The sequence below is a fragment of the Nocardia ninae NBRC 108245 genome (genome assembly GCF_007990755.1).
GTDB lineage: Bacteria > Actinomycetota > Actinomycetes > Mycobacteriales > Mycobacteriaceae > Nocardia > Nocardia ninae.
In genome coordinates, this window is sequence record NZ_BJXA01000056.1 from 16,028 (window position 1) to 30,182 (window position 14,155).

The 14,155-nt window shown below is 68.2% G+C and carries 13 protein-coding genes; 6 read left to right on the top strand and 7 right to left on the bottom strand.

Annotated elements, in window-relative coordinates; genetic code table 11:
- The first annotated feature begins 140 nt into the window (after positions 1–140).
- Positions 141–3,455 (top strand): arabinosyltransferase domain-containing protein, encoded by a 3,315-nt coding sequence (locus NN4_RS30820; RefSeq protein ID WP_186818716.1) that lies wholly within the window; start codon positions 141–143, stop codon positions 3,453–3,455.
- Between the two features lie 148 nt (positions 3,456–3,603).
- Here NN4_RS30820 and NN4_RS30825 read toward each other — a convergent pair whose 3' ends face one another.
- Genes NN4_RS30825 through rarD form a run of 3 tightly spaced genes read right to left on the bottom strand, consistent with a single transcriptional unit; the run spans position 3,604 to position 5,282 of the window.
- On the bottom strand, positions 3,604–4,047 hold the full coding sequence (locus NN4_RS30825; protein ID WP_147138833.1) for a type II toxin-antitoxin system VapC family toxin: 444 nt from the start codon (positions 4,045–4,047) through the stop codon (positions 3,604–3,606).
- A complete protein-coding gene (locus NN4_RS30830; RefSeq protein ID WP_147138835.1) occupies positions 4,034–4,318 on the bottom strand; it encodes a type II toxin-antitoxin system VapB family antitoxin in 285 nt (94 codons plus the stop codon). Before NN4_RS30830 ends, NN4_RS30825 begins: the two co-directional genes overlap by 14 nt.
- A 28-nt stretch (positions 4,319–4,346) precedes the next feature.
- Complete coding sequence (gene rarD / locus NN4_RS30835; RefSeq protein ID WP_147138836.1) at positions 4,347–5,282, bottom strand: EamA family transporter RarD; 936 nt, start codon at positions 5,280–5,282, stop codon at positions 4,347–4,349.
- Between the two features lie 35 nt (positions 5,283–5,317).
- Here rarD and NN4_RS30840 point away from each other — a divergent pair, with 35 nt between their 5' ends.
- Positions 5,318–7,756 (top strand): HAD-IC family P-type ATPase, encoded by a 2,439-nt coding sequence (locus NN4_RS30840; RefSeq protein WP_147138838.1) that lies wholly within the window; start codon positions 5,318–5,320, stop codon positions 7,754–7,756.
- 64 nt (positions 7,757–7,820) lie between these two features.
- Positions 7,821–8,639 (top strand): PhzF family phenazine biosynthesis protein, encoded by an 819-nt coding sequence (locus tag NN4_RS30845; protein ID WP_147138840.1) that lies wholly within the window; start codon positions 7,821–7,823, stop codon positions 8,637–8,639.
- Positions 8,640–8,999: 360 nt separating this feature from the next.
- Here the strand turns inward: NN4_RS30845 and NN4_RS30850 are convergent, their stop codons facing one another.
- The 3 genes from NN4_RS30850 to lspA are packed head-to-tail and all read right to left on the bottom strand — an operon-like array spanning position 9,000 to position 11,210.
- Entirely contained in the window at positions 9,000–9,668 is a 669-nt protein-coding gene (locus NN4_RS30850; RefSeq protein WP_147138841.1) for a hypothetical protein, read from the bottom strand.
- Entirely contained in the window at positions 9,661–10,587 is a 927-nt protein-coding gene (locus NN4_RS30855) for an RluA family pseudouridine synthase (RefSeq protein ID WP_107655180.1), read from the bottom strand. The genes NN4_RS30850 and NN4_RS30855 overlap by 8 nt, the downstream gene beginning before the upstream one ends.
- On the bottom strand, positions 10,584–11,210 hold the full coding sequence (gene lspA, locus NN4_RS30860) for a signal peptidase II (RefSeq protein WP_147138843.1): 627 nt from the start codon (positions 11,208–11,210) through the stop codon (positions 10,584–10,586). The genes NN4_RS30855 and lspA overlap by 4 nt, the downstream gene beginning before the upstream one ends.
- A gap of 76 nt (positions 11,211–11,286) precedes the next feature.
- On the opposite strand from lspA, the gene NN4_RS30865 reads away from it, so the two are divergent.
- The 3 genes from NN4_RS30865 to NN4_RS30875 all read left to right on the top strand — a co-directional run bounded on the left by NN4_RS30865 (position 11,287) and on the right by NN4_RS30875 (position 13,496).
- The gene (locus tag NN4_RS30865) at positions 11,287–12,240 is read left to right on the top strand and encodes a hypothetical protein (RefSeq protein ID WP_147138845.1); all 954 of its coding nucleotides are present in this window, start codon (positions 11,287–11,289) and stop codon (positions 12,238–12,240) included.
- Positions 12,228–12,953 carry a hypothetical protein gene (locus NN4_RS30870; RefSeq protein ID WP_246181172.1) on the top strand — a complete coding sequence of 242 codons (726 nt, stop codon included), beginning with the start codon at positions 12,228–12,230 and terminating at the stop codon, positions 12,951–12,953. The genes NN4_RS30865 and NN4_RS30870 overlap by 13 nt, the downstream gene beginning before the upstream one ends.
- Before the next feature lie 81 nt (positions 12,954–13,034).
- Complete coding sequence (locus tag NN4_RS30875; RefSeq protein ID WP_147138847.1) at positions 13,035–13,496, top strand: VOC family protein; 462 nt, start codon at positions 13,035–13,037, stop codon at positions 13,494–13,496.
- Here the strand turns inward: NN4_RS30875 and NN4_RS30880 are convergent.
- Positions 13,493–13,924, bottom strand: a complete 432-nt coding sequence (locus NN4_RS30880) for a QcrA and Rieske domain-containing protein (protein WP_147138849.1) — start codon at positions 13,922–13,924, stop codon at positions 13,493–13,495. The genes NN4_RS30875 and NN4_RS30880 overlap by 4 nt on opposite strands.
- Positions 13,925–14,155 lie beyond the last annotated feature (231 nt).

The following is a 14,155-nucleotide window of genomic DNA, read 5'->3' on the forward strand; positions in this document are numbered from 1 at the left end:
GCGGCCGGCTCCCAGCGAGCCGGCCGCGACAACGGCCTCCGTTCGCGTCGGTGACCGAATATGCAGGCTGAGTACGTGATTCGACCGCCGATAGCTGGGACTCTGTGTCATCCGATGATTACGCGCTAGCATCCAGCGTCGTGACTGTCAGTGACGCTGTGCGTGAATCCGCCCAACCGTCGGCACCCCAGGAGCCACAGGATTCCGGAGCGCATCGCGGTGTCGCTCGCCGAATCAGGTTGCTGGCGATCGTCAGTGGGCTGCTGGCCATCCTCGCCGCCGCGTCGATTCCGTTCCTGCCGGTCGAGCAGGACCAATCCAGTGTGGCGTGGCCGCAGACGGCGGCAGTCACCTCGGTGACGGCGCCGCTGCTCACCTACGCGCCGATGGACCTATCCGCCGAGATACCGTGCGCCGCCTTCGACGCGCTCGCCGACTCGGGTGGCGTTGTGGTGTCGACCATTCCGCGGCAGTCGCCCGATCTGGAGCGCTACGGGTTCGTCGTCAAAGTCGTCCCCGATGCCGCGGATCGTGTGGGCCGGGTCGACGTGGTGTCACGCAACACGCTGCTGTGGTCGGCGCCGCTGAGCGCGGTCCGCAATGGATCCTGCGCGGTCCACGTCCAGATGGATACGCAGCGGACCACGGTCACCGCAACGGGTGTCGCGGATTCGGGCAAGGAGTTCACCACCGACATCCGCCCGCAGGTTGTCGGTGTCTTCAGTGACCTGACCGGTGCGGCGCCGTCGGGCTTGCACGTGAATGTGCAAGTGGATTCCCGTTTTTCGGCCTCGCCGACGCCGTGGAAGCTGGCCGCGATCGTGCTGGCCGTGTTGGCGACGCTCGTCGCTTTGGTCGCGCTGTACCACCTGGACAGTGCGGACGGCCGAAAGTCGCGGCGGTTCCTGCCCACTCGTTGGTGGCGGCTGCAGCCTGCCGACTACCTGGTGTTCGCCACGCTGCTGGTGTGGCACTTCATCGGTGCCAACACCTCCGATGACGGTTATATCCTCGGCATGGCTCGCGCCGAGCGGAGCTCCGGGTTCATGTCGAACTATTACCGATGGTTCAGCGTCGACGAGGGGCCGTTCTACACGCCGTACACCGACTTGATCGGGTTGCTGACCCACGTGTCGTCGGTGAGTCCCTGGGTTCGGTTGCCTACCTTGCTCGTCAGCGTCATCGCCTGGTGGGTGATCAGCCGTGAACTCCTGCCCCGGCTCGGTGCCGCCCTGCGGGACAACGCGGTCGTGGTGTGGACAAGCGCACTGGTGTTTCTCGCCTTCTGGCTGCCCTACAACAACGGACTGCGGGCCGAACCCTTTGTGGCGCTGGGTGTGATCCTCACCTGGGCGTCGGTCGAACGGGCCATCGCAACCCGTCGCCTGCTGCCGTACGCGCTTGCGATCCTCATCGCGGCGTTCACCTTGACCGCCGCACCCTCCGGCCTGATCTGCATCGGCGCACTGGCGGCCGGGGCGCGCACCATGGTTGCGGTTATCGTGCGGCGGGCGAAGAGCGCCGGCTACTTTGCGCTGCTGCTGCCTCTGCTCGCCGCCGGTCTGGTGGTGCTGACTGTCGTCTTCGCGGATCGAACCCTGGCCGGAGTGCTCGAGTTCTCCTACGTGCACAACAGGATCGGGCCTGGTGACGGTGCCTCGTGGTTCCTGGAATTCCTGCGCTACCAGTATCTGCTCCAGCCGAGCGGCGACGGGTGGCTGACCCGGCGGTTCGGCATGTTCATGATGCTGCTGGGCTTGGTGGTGTGCGTGGTCATCATGCTGCGCCGTGGTGGGCATATTCCCGGCACCGCGGTCGGGCCGTCGCGCCGACTCCTCGGCATCACTGTCGCCGCGATGGTGCTGATGATGTTCTCGCCCACGAAATGGATTCATCAGTTCGGCGTCTTCGCCGGGTTGGCTGCCTGCGTTGCGGCGCTCACCGCCGTCGCGATCAGCCCGCACGTGACGCGCCCGGTGCGCAACAGGGCGCTGTTCGCCGCGGCAGTCTTCTTCGCACTGGCGCTGACTTTCGTCGGCGCCAACGGTTACTGGTGGGTGTCCGCCTGGGGTGTCCCGTGGTGGGACAAGGCACCGACATTCGCCGGTTTCGGCCTGTCGACCTTCGCGGCGGGTCTGTCGGTGCTCGCACTGATCGTCGCTGCGTGGTTCCACCTTCGCCCGGAGACGCAGCCGCGTCCTGACTCGGTGCCCGGTCGAATCGCCCGTACTCCCGTGCTCGCCGTCGTCGCGGCCGCCATGGTGTTGTTCGAAGTGCTGTCGATGGCGAAAGCTGCGGTGGCGCAGTATCCGTCGTACTCGGTCGCCCAATCGAACCTGTCCGCAGCCTTTTCCGGTGGCTGCGGACTCGCGGACAAGGTGCTGATCGAAACCGATCCCAACGCGTCGGTGCTGAGCCCACAGGCCGGCGATGCGGCGGCGGCATTGGCCGGTGCCGAGTCGACCGGATTCACTCCGAACGGCGTGGCTGCCGACCTGACCTCCGATGAGATCGAATCCACCACGGGCAAGGCGAATTCCGTAACCAGCGCCGATTCCGACGAGGCTGCGGATCCGAAGGCGGGGTCGAAGTCACCCGGTTCGGAGACCGGTACGTCGAAGGGGGCCGGAATCAATGGCAGCAGTGTCCCGCTGCCTTTCGGCCTGGATCCGGCGTCCATTCCGGTGCTCGGCAGCTACCGGGACGGTGACCAGGTACCCGCCGAGCTGACGACCGGGTGGTACCGACTTCCGCAGGACAACAACGGAAGTCGCGGCCCGATCATCTCGATTGCGGTCGCCGGGCGGATCCGGCATGTCGACAGCGACGGCATCGTGCACCCGGGTCAGGACCTGCGCGTCGAGTACGGTCGCGCCGAATCCGAGGGCGCGGCAACAGCACTCGGCAGCATCGATCCGATCGATATCGGCCCGTCACCGTCATGGCGCAACGTGCGGGTCCCGCTCGACCAGCTGCCCGCCGATGCCAACGTCGTCCGGATCGTCGCGAGCGACAAGGATCTCGGTAAGGACCAGTGGCTCGCGGTGACCCCGCCGCGCGTGCCGCAGCTGAAAACCATGACCGACGTGGTCGGTTCGCGGACGCCGGTGCTGCTGGACTGGGAAGTCGCGATGACCTATCCCTGCCAGAACCTGGTGGCCACGCACGCCGGTGTGGCCGACCTGCCCGCCTACCGAATCCTGCCGGACCGCAACGGCGCCACCATCACCAACCTGTGGCAGGCCCACGACGGCGGTGGTCCACTCGGCTGGACCCAGCTACTGTTCACCGCCCGGGCCCTGCCCGCCTACCTGAGCGACGACTGGGATCGGGACTGGGGCTCGATCGAGCAGTACCTACCCCTCGACCCCAACGCCCAGCCCGCCAAGGTGACCATCGACGAAACCCAACGCTGGGGCACCTGGACCCCCGGCCACATCAACACCGCCTGGTAGGCCACGCCCGGCCGAACCGCTGGCCGTACATCCTTTGTGTGAGGCGCACACCCGTATAGCGGGGTGTGCGCGCACGCGCCGAAAAGGTGTGCGGCCAGTGCTCGCTCTCGGCGCAACCTGCGGAGGGGCGGTCAAACCCTTTGGCGCGTCAAGCTTTCGACTGCACCGCGAACGGGTGCTGCCAGCGTAGGCCGGGGAAGCGGGCGAACCCGCGGTCGCAGGTGATCAGTTCGCTGCCGGACTCGATGGCCAGGGCGGCGTGGTAGGCGTCGGCGACGTCGTTGCCTCGGGCGTCGATGGTGCGGCACAGGTGCGCGAAGATCTCGTAGTGGCGGGGTCCGGGGCGCACGGGACGGGAGTTCGGTGCACCGATCAGGATCTCGGTGAATTGCAGGGCCTGGTCCGGCGAGGTCGGCGTCCGGAAGATGCGCGGATTGGTGACCACGCGAACGAACCCGCTGAGCACCAACTCGCTCAATGCGAAGGTGGCGGGTCCGTTCACCAGCGTGGTCAGCCAGTCATGCGCGGCGGCGTGGTCGGGCGACTCGACCCGGAACGCGTAGACCAGGACATTGACGTCAGGAAGCAGCATCGGACAACGTCGATCGCAGCCGTGCGTCGTCGTCCTCGTAACCGGCGTCGCGGACCGTACTCCACTGAGCGAGGTTGATGCCGACCTGAACCCCGTCGCCGCCGCCCGTCGGTAGGACGATGTCCATCCGTGCGGTGTCCCGTGCGCTGAGGTCTTCGAGCAGCATGCGTAACGCCTCCTCGATCAGGCTGGTCAGGGTCCGTCCGTCGCGAGCGGCCTGTTGCTTGGCGGCGCGCAGCAGCGCATCGTCCAGATCCAAAGTCGTCCGCATGCAGATCACTGTACCTGGCCGTGCAGATTTATGCATCCGCTGATTTGGGCTGCGATCCAGCCGCGACGGTGCTGGTCCGGGCCTCGCGGTGGGTGCGGCGGGCACGCAGCAGGGCGTGCGCGGTGAATATGGCCAGGGCCGTCCAGATGAGGGCGAAGCCCGCCCAGCGGGAGGCAGGCATCGGTTCGTGCGCGACGGCGACGCCCCAGGCCATCTGGAGGGCCGGGGTGAGGTATTGCAGCAGCCCCATGGTGGACAGCGGAACACGTTGGGCGGCAACGGCGAACAGCAGCAGCGGGATGAGCGTGACCGGACCGGTGGCCACCAGCAGCGCGGCATGCCCTGTGCTGGAACCGAATTCGCTGCGCCCCGTCAGGGCTAGCACGATCACGAAGGCGAGGGCGAACGGCGCGGCCACTACACCCTCGGCGGCGATGCCACGCACCGCGTCCAGCGGGATGACCTTCTTCACCAGGCCGTACGTCGCGAAGGAGCAGGCCAGCACCAGCGCGATGACCGGCGGCCTGCCGTAGTCGACGGTGAGCACCGCCACCGCGGCGGCACCGAGCGCGAGCGCGGCCCACTGCGCCTTCGCCAGCCGCTCGCGAAAGATCAGCACTCCGAACGCGACCGTCACCAACGGGTTGATGAAGTACCCGAGCGCACACTCCACGACGTGCCCCGACATGACGCCGAACACATACACACCCCAGTTGATCGCGATCGCCGCCGACGCCACCGCGGCCAACCGCCAGATCCGCGCGCCGATGCCGCGTAGCTCGCGCAACCGTCCGGTCACCAGCAGCATCGCGAGCACCAACACCAACGTCCACAGAATCCGCTGCGCAACCACCTCGGCCGCACCGGCGAACGCCAGCAACCCGAAGAAAGCGGGGAACAAACCCCAGAGGAAGAACGCGCTCGTACCGAACGCAACACCCGGGATAGTCCTGCTTCGCTGCACGCTTCCGACGCTACTTCTCACGTAGCCTTGCGGTCATGTCGACTAGCGTGCAGGCCGCGCCTGCCACCGGATTGACCGCGGCGGAGGTCGAGCAACGTCGCCGCGACGGGCTCACCAACGATGTGCCGGACCGGGCCAGCCGCTCGGTCCGCGACATCGTCAGGGCCAACGTCTTCACCCGGATCAACGCCATCCTCGGCGTGCTGTTCATCCTGGTGCTGGCCACCGGATCGATCATCGACGGCATGTTCGGACTGCTGATCGTCGCCAACAGCGCGGTCGGCATCATCCAGGAGGTCCGCGCCAAGCGCACCCTGGACAAGCTGGCCATCGTCAGCCAGGCCAAGCCGACCGTGCGCCGCGACGGCAAGTCCGTCGAGCTGGCGCCGCGCGAGGTGGTGCTCGACGACCTGATCGAGCTCGGCCCCGGCGACCAGATCGTGGTGGACGGCGAGGTCGCGGAGGCCTCGCTGCTGGAGATCGACGAATCGCTGCTCACCGGTGAGGCCGACCCGATCGACAAGCAGGTCGGCGCCGAGGTGATGTCGGGCAGCTACGTGGTGTCCGGTAGCGGCTGCTATCGCGCCACCAAGGTCGGTAAGGACGCGTACGCGGCGAAGCTGGCCGACGAGGCGAGCAAGTTCACCCTGGTCAAGTCGGAGCTGCGCAGCGGTATCGACACCATCCTGAAGGTGATCACCTACCTGCTGATCCCGGCGGGCGCGCTGAGCATCTACAACCAGCTGGTCTCCAGCAAGGAGTCGTGGCGGCCCGCGGTGACCGGCATGGTCGCGGCGCTGGTGCCGATGGTGCCGGAGGGCCTGGTGCTGATGACCTCGGTGGCCTTCGCGGTCGGCGTGGTCCGGCTCGGCAGGCGCCAGTGCCTGGTGCAGGAGCTGCCCGCCATCGAGGGCCTGGCCAGGGTCGACGTGGTGTGCGCGGACAAGACCGGCACGCTCACCGAGAACGGCATGCGCCTGTCCGAGATCAAAACACTGGATTCCTTCGACGACAACGACATTCGACAAGCCCTGGCCGCGCTGGCGGCCGACGATCCGCGCCCGAACGCGAGCGTGCAGGCGATCGCCGAGGCGCTGCCGGACGGGCCGGGCTGGACGCGGACGGCGGTCGCACCGTTCTCCTCGGCCAAGAAGTGGAGCGGCTGCTCCTACGGCGAGCACGGCGACTGGCTGCTCGGCGCGCCCGACGTGCTGCTCGACGCGAAGTCCGAAGATGCCAGGGTGGCCGAGGAACTCGGCTCCTCGGGGCTGCGCATCCTGCTGCTGGCCCGCAGCGACCGTCCGGTCGACGCGGCGGATGCGCCGGGCACCGTGCAGCCTGCGGCGCTGGTGGTGCTGGAGCAGCGGGTCCGGCCCGACGCCAAGGAAACGCTCGAATACTTTGCCAGCCAGAATGTTTCGATCAAGGTGATCTCCGGCGACAACGCCGTCTCGGTGGGCGCGGTGGCCGCCTCGCTCGACCTCACCGGCGGCGACCACGCGGTCGACGCGCGCCAATTGCCCGAGGGCCGCGAGCAACTCGCCGACGTGCTCGACCACGAGACCACCTTCGGCCGGGTCCGGCCGGACCAGAAGCGCGCCATGGTGGCTGCACTCCAGTCGCGCGGCCACACCGTCGCGATGACCGGCGACGGCGTCAACGACGTGCTGGCGCTCAAGGACGCCGACATCGGCGTCGCGATGGGCGCGGGCAGCCCGGCCACCCGCGCGGTGGCGCAGATCGTCTTGCTGGACAACAAGTTCGCGACCCTGCCGTACGTGGTGGGGGAGGGTCGCCGGGTGATCGGCAATATCGAGCGGGTCTCGAATCTGTTCCTCACCAAGACCGTCTACTCGGTGCTGCTCGCCTTCCTGATCGGCATCGCCGGCGTCGGCTCGCAGATCTTCGGCTACGACCCGATCGGCTATCCGTTCCTGCCGCGGCACGTCACGATCGCCGCCTGGTTCACCATCGGCATCCCGGCGTTCGTCCTCTCGCTCGCGCCCAACAACGAGCGCGCCCGCAGCGGATTCGTCCGTCGCGTCATGCGATTGGCGATTCCGTCCGGCGTGGTGATCGGCGTGGCCACCTTCGTCGCCTACCTGATCGCCTATGCCGGTCCGGAGGCTTCCGCGCAGCAGAAGGAGCAGGCAGGCACCACCGCGTTGATCACGCTGATCATGATCGCGGTGTGGGTGCTCGCCATCGTCGCCCGGCCGTACGTGTGGTGGAAGGTAGTGCTGATCTCGGTGTCGGTCGGCGCGTACATCTTCCTGTTCAGCGTTCCGTTCACCCGGGAGTTCTTCAAACTGGACCCGTCCAATGTGGGGCTCACCACCGCCGCATTCATTTGTGGCGCTGTGGGTATCGTGCTCGTCGAGGTCGCGTGGTGGGTGAGCGCGACACTGCTGGGGGAGAAAGCCGAACTGTTCCCGACCCCTAATACGGCGGTTCCTGACAAACTGGACATCTGACCCGGCGCGCCGCGAGAACCCTTGTGCGGGGCGATCATTCAGTGTTGGAGTACCTTCTCCGAATATGGAGGTACTGCTGCACCAGATCGACGCGTTCGCGGACGCACCGTTCTCGGGCAACCCAGCCGCGGTGATGCCGCTCTCGTCGTGGCTCCCGGATTCGTTGCTGCAACACCTGGCCGAGGAGAACAACCTCGCCGAAACCGCCTTCTACACCGCGGAATTACCGCCGGAGGCCGGTGCGCCGCCCGGGGATTGGCCCGCGTTCCACCTGCGCTGGTTCACCCCTGCGGTAGAGGTCGACATGTGCGGGCACGCCACCGTCGCCAGTGCCGCACAGATTTTGGAGGACATGCACCCGGGCGCGGACCGGGTGAGCTTCTTCACTCGCAGCGGCTGGCTGCACGTGGATCGCACCGACGACGACGAATTCGTGCTCGACCTGCCCGCGGTGCCCGCCACCGAAGTGACCCCCGATGTGGTGCTGGTCGCCGCGCTCGGCGTATCCGCGGTGCGCGCCTACACCGGCACCGATGTGGTCATCGTGGTGGGCAGCGAACAGGAAGTCCGCGACGCCGCACCGATTTTCACCGCCTTCCCGCCGTTGCCGCGCGGCGCGATCGTCACCGCGCGCGGCGAGTCCGCCGACTTCGTCTCGCGCTTCTTCGCCCCGGGCGTCGGCGTGCCGGAGGACCCGGTCACCGGCTCGGCGCACGCCCAACTGGTTCCGCTGTGGGCCCGTGAACTCGGCCGCACCGAACTCACCGCCCGCCAGCTCTCCCGGCGCGGCGGCAGCCTGCGCTGCGAGCTCGTCGGTGACCGGGTACTGCTCGTCGGCCGCTGCCGCCGCTACCTGGACGGCGTTGTGCAGCTGCCGGACTGACCCGGACCCCGCGACTCGCACGTGCCGCCACTTGGTCGCACGAGCACCCGGCGCCATCGAAATGTGGTCGCGCCGTGGCCGAGTCGCGCTTTCGTCACCGCGGCGCAAACGAATCATTGTGCGGCGCGGTGATGTCCGGCCTCCGCCGGGATGGAGCGGGGATGAGTCATCCCGGCGGAGGTCGGTTCCGCGTGTTCAGGTCCGCATCGGGTGCCTGTTCGCGATCGGATCCGAATCACGCGCTCACCGTGCGCTCGCCGCCGGAAGGTGCGTGAATCCGCTTAGGCAGGTAGCGAACGCGGCAGATCGGTGCGGCCACCGCCCGGCCGGGAGTGCATGTGGCCGATCCTCCGGACAGGGTTACCGATCGGGCACTGGGCCGTCGTCAGGACCGGGCTGGACGACATCCACTTGGCCGGGGAGCAGCGGCACTACGCCGAATCGGTCGGCTACCGCGTCGGACGGCAGGGCCTGCACCGCGCGGATTCCGTTCTGCGCGGCGAGATTTCGGAGGCTGTCCAACGGTCCGCGCAGGACGAGGCCGACGGTGCACGCGCAGCCGGAACGTAGGCGAGCGGCGGAGAGCGCGTTGATGTCGGCGGCGCGCTGGTCGGCGACGGTGCGGGGGAGCAGCCAGGCCGCCGCTTCGGCGGAGCTGACGGCCGCCTCGTCACCTCGAGGGACGGGAACGGCGACCAGCGGGGTCTGCACGCGGGGTATCGAAACCTGGTACAGCACTTGCGATATCCGCATGCCGCCGCTGTTCCGTGGAATCTGTTCCGGCACCAGAGGTTCGGTGAAGGAGACCAGCGCCCAGTGGTCGGCGGTATCCGTGCCCGCCAGCGAAGCCCGTGCTCGGGCAAGGTAATCCGCGACCTGCTCACCCTGCTCGGGACCGAGCCGATCGGTGGATACGCCATCCTTACGGGGCGGGTTCAGCACACCGAGCAGGACGATGAACACGACGAGGGCGACGGCCGCTGCCGCGAGGGCGAGCCGACCCAGCGGCAGCGCCCGCCGGTCAGGCATTGCGCAGGACGTCCAAGGCGTGCTTCAGATCGTCCGGGTACTCGCTGGTGATCTCCAGCCAGCGACCGTCGGCCGGATGGTTGAAGCCGAGCGAACGGGCATGCAGCCATTGCCTTTCCAGGCCGAGGCGCTCGGCGAGGCGCGGGTCCGCGCCGTAGGTGAGGTCACCGCAGCATGGGTGCCGGATCGCGGAGAAATGCACCCGGATCTGGTGGGTGCGGCCGGTTTCCAGGTGGATGTCGAGCAGGCTCGCTGCCTGGAAGGCCTCGACGGTGTCGTAGTGCGTGATGCTCGGGCGCCCGTCCGCGGTCACCGCGAACTTCCAGTCGTTGCCGCGGGCCCGCCCGATCGGGGCGTCGATGGTGCCGCTGCTCGGGTCCGGATGTCCCTGCACCAGAGCGTGATACCGCTTGGCCACGGTGCGCTGCTTGAACGCGCGCTTGAGCACCGTATACGCGTGCTCGGACTGCGCGACCACCATCACGCCCGAGGTGCCGACGTCGAGCCGGTGCACGATGCCCTGCCGTTCGTGTGCGCCGGAGGTGGAGATGCGGTAACCAGCCGCGGCGAGCCCGCCGATCACGGTCGGCCCGGACCAGCCGACACCGGTGTGTGCCGCGACGCCGACCGGCTTGTCCACCGCGACGATGTCGTCGTCGGCGTAGAGGATCCGCATCCCTTCCACCGGCGCTACCTCGATCGAGAGCTCTCGCTTGGGTTCCGGGAAGATCACCTCGAGCCAGGCGCCCGCGGCGAGCCGGTCGGATTTGCCCGCGGCGACGCCGTCGAGCTGCACGGAGCCTTCCTCGGCCAGCGCCGCCACGGCGGTGCGGGACAGGCCGAGCAGCCGGGACAGGCCCGCGTCGACCCGCATGCCGTCGAGCCCGTCGGGAACGGGCATGGTCCGTGTTTCCCTCATGCAGTGTTTCCTTCGCTGGTCTTGTTCGCGGTGGTGTCGGCGGTGGCGGTGGCGGGCTCGTCGCGCCCGGTGCGCGTGCCGTTCGGCTCGAAACCGAACACGGTCAACACCACCAGCAGGATCGCGCCGCAGACGATCGACGAGTCCGCCACGTTGAACACCGGCCACCAGCCGATCGCGAGGAAATCGACCACATGCCCCTGCAACGGTCCCGGCGCCCGGAACAGCCGATCGACCAGATTGCCGAGCGCGCCGCCGAGCACCATGCCGAGCCCGATCGCCCACCACAGCGACCGCAGCGTGCGCCCGATGCGCACCACGCCGATCACCACGGCCGTGGCGACCAAGGTCAGCAGCCAGGTCATGCCGGTCGCCATCGAGAAGGCTGCTCCGGGGTTGCGCACCAGGCTCAGCCTGGCCCAGTCACCGATGAGCGAGACCGGCTCGCCCGGCTTCAGGTTCGCCACGACGAGGCATTTGGTCAGCAGATCCAGGCCGAGCAGGATGACCGCGATGACGAGTAAGGTCCGCAGCCGCTGGGGCGGAGTCGCTGGTGTCGCCTCCTCGGCGGTGTTCGCTGGGTTCTCCTCGGGCGGCGGGTCGTCACTCACACGCACCATCATCGCTCGAGCTACCCGACACCTTGTGCAGTGGTCACCCGCAAGACCCAGCTGACACTCAGGAACCGGTCGTACCCTGATGCTCGTGACGGTGTTGTCTTCCCCCCATATCCCGCGCTTCGCGCGGTCGGGTGTGTTGCTGATAGTGCTGGCGGTCGGCCTGACCGCGTTCGGAACCGGTTGCAGCGGTGGCGTTGAGTCGCGCTCGGAGCCGGAGAGCACCGAGCCCCTCGGCATCGGCAAAGAAGTGTCCGTGCCGATCCCGGCCGCGATCACCAATGTCGTCGCGCCGGGGGCCGAGCCGCGCTCGTTGCTGCGGCGTGACTACCCGGCGGGCACCGTGCAGCGGGTGACGCTGCATACCTCGCACCGGATCGCGCAGCAGATCAACGATCAACCCGCGCGCGACTTCTCCGCGCCCGCCCTTTCGATCCCGATGACCGCGCAGACCGACGCCGAGGGCATCGATCTCACCCTGGGCACCGTCACCACGCCCGATCCGGCGCTGGCCAAGGCGCTCACCAAGACCGGCGGTTCGCACGCCGGATTCGACCTCAGCGACCTCGGCGCCATCACCGCGCTGCGGTTGGAGCCGTCGCCCGACACCTCCAACCCGGCGCGAGCCGCGCTGGAACAAGCCTTCTATCAGGCGGTCTACCGCTCGATCGCGTTTCCCGATCAGCCGGTCGGCGAGGGCGCGGTCTGGACGGTGCGGCAGGAGATCAGCGGCGGAGTCACCCTCGACCAGGTCACCACCGCGACGCTGACCAAGCGCGACGGTGACCGGCTGACCATCGAGCTCGACGTCATCCAGCAGCCGAAGTCGGCGGTGTGGAATCTGCCCAACAACGCGGGCAAGCTCGACATCCAGGACTACGTCATGCAGGGCACCGGCACGATCACCGTCGATCTCGGACTGCCGCTGCCGGTCGCGGGCACCATCACCGTCGGCGGTCATCAGGGCTATCGCGACCCGCGCACCGAGAGCGTGTTGCAGCAGACGATCGATACGCAGGTGTCGTGGACCGAGTGACCCGCGGCTGCGGCCTGCTGCTCGTCGCCGCGACCACCGCGCTCGTCGCGGCGTGCGGATCATCGACGTCGGCCGCGCCCGAGACGCCGGACTTGCCGCCGCTGGGTCCGGTCACGGCGGCCGCGCCGGTGACCGGTGCGCCGATGGCGGACGCAGACCGGCTGCGCGATCAGCTGCTGACCAGCAAGAATTTGCCGCCGAACTTCACCGCGCTGCCCGCCCGGGCCGAGGCGCCCGCCGGGGTGCAGGGCTCGCCGACCGATCCGGCGGAATGCGCGAAGGTGCTCACGCCGCTGGGTGCGCAGCGACCGGGCGCGCTTGCTCAGGCGTCTATTCAATATGCAGGTCCGAATTTCTCCAGCATCGATATAGACGCGGCGAGTTTTCCGAATGCAGCTCTAGCACCCGCGTTTTCGGACGTGCAGGCGTTGTTGCGCCGGTGCGCCCACTATTCCGGCGCGGATGCCACGGATATAGCGGTGGATTACCGGATCGGTGGTTTTCCCTCGCCGCAGGGCGGTGACGCGGTCACCGCCTTTCAGGTGCGTACCAGCAGTGATGGACTGACGCTGCATTCGGCGGTCGCGATCGTGCAGGTCGGCAGTACCTTGGCACAGGTGGCGGTGACCGCGCCGGAACCCGTCGAGCCGGGGGTGCTCAGCGATCTCACCGCCGCCCAGGTGCGCAGGCTACAGGGTGTTTCGGGGCCTTGATCAGGGCGGATTCGCCATGGGGCACGGCGTCGCGGCGCTAGGCTCGACAGGTCCGACACACCGCCTCGACGGAGGTTTCTCATGTCTGATGTCAAGCCAGTGCCCGACGGCTACCCGGTATTGTCGCCGGGCCTCGCGATCGATGGCGCCGCGGCCGCTATCGATTTCTACAAGCACGTTTTCGGCGCATCGGAGCGGATGCGCATGCCTGGGCCGGACGGCAAGGTCGCGCATTGCGAGCTGATGTTCGGTAATTCGCTCGTCATGATCGGCGACCCGTCCGAGGAAATGGATTTCCGGGACCCGAAGCAGGTCGGCGGCACGCCCGTCAATCTGCACGTCTACGTCGAGGACGCCGATGCCGCCTTCGGCGCCGCGATCGCCGCGGGCGCCAGGGAACTCAGCCCGATGGCCGACCAGTTCTACGGCGACCGCAGCGGCGCCTTCGAGGATCCGTGGGGCCACCGGTGGACAGTGGCCACGCACACCGAAGACGTCGCACCCGACGAGATGGATCGGCGGATGCGGGAGCTGTTCGGCTAGCCGGAAACCACCGAATCACCGACTACTCGAACAGGTTTCGCGGCCAGCGGCTTGACCGCGGGTCCGTTGGAGACCGAGCCGTCCAGGCGGTACCTGCTGCCGTGGCAGGGACAGTTGATGGTGCCGTCGGACACCGAGGCGACCTTGCAGCCGGCATGCGTGCAGACCGAGGACAGGCCGACGAAGCTGCCCGCGCTCGGCTGGGTCACCACGGTGTCACCGACGATCACGCCTCCGCCAACGGGGATGTCGGCGGTCTTGGCGAGTGTCTTGTCGGCGGACTGACCCGGGCCCGCTGGTGTGTCCTTCGGTGCGGGAGTGGCGTTTTCCTTGTCGGAGGTGGCGCATGCGGTCAGCGCCGCCGCCGCGACCGCACTGCCCGCGGCGACCACGCTGCGGCGGGTGAAAACTGATTCGTCGGTGGACATGGTCGATCTCCTCGATGTGCTGCCGTCGTCGGACGGCCGGAGCGATCCCCGAACTGTGGGCTGTGCCGCTCCTCGCCTTGTCCACGGGATGGGGGACCCCAACGGTTCAATCGGGCATGCGCGGCGCTGGCCCGTCGTCGCGTATGCGATGTTGCGGGTCATGGCCGGCGACAGCAGTGGATCGCGGCGAAGTCGGTCGTTGCGTGGCGGTCAGCGGCCCGCGCACAGCGA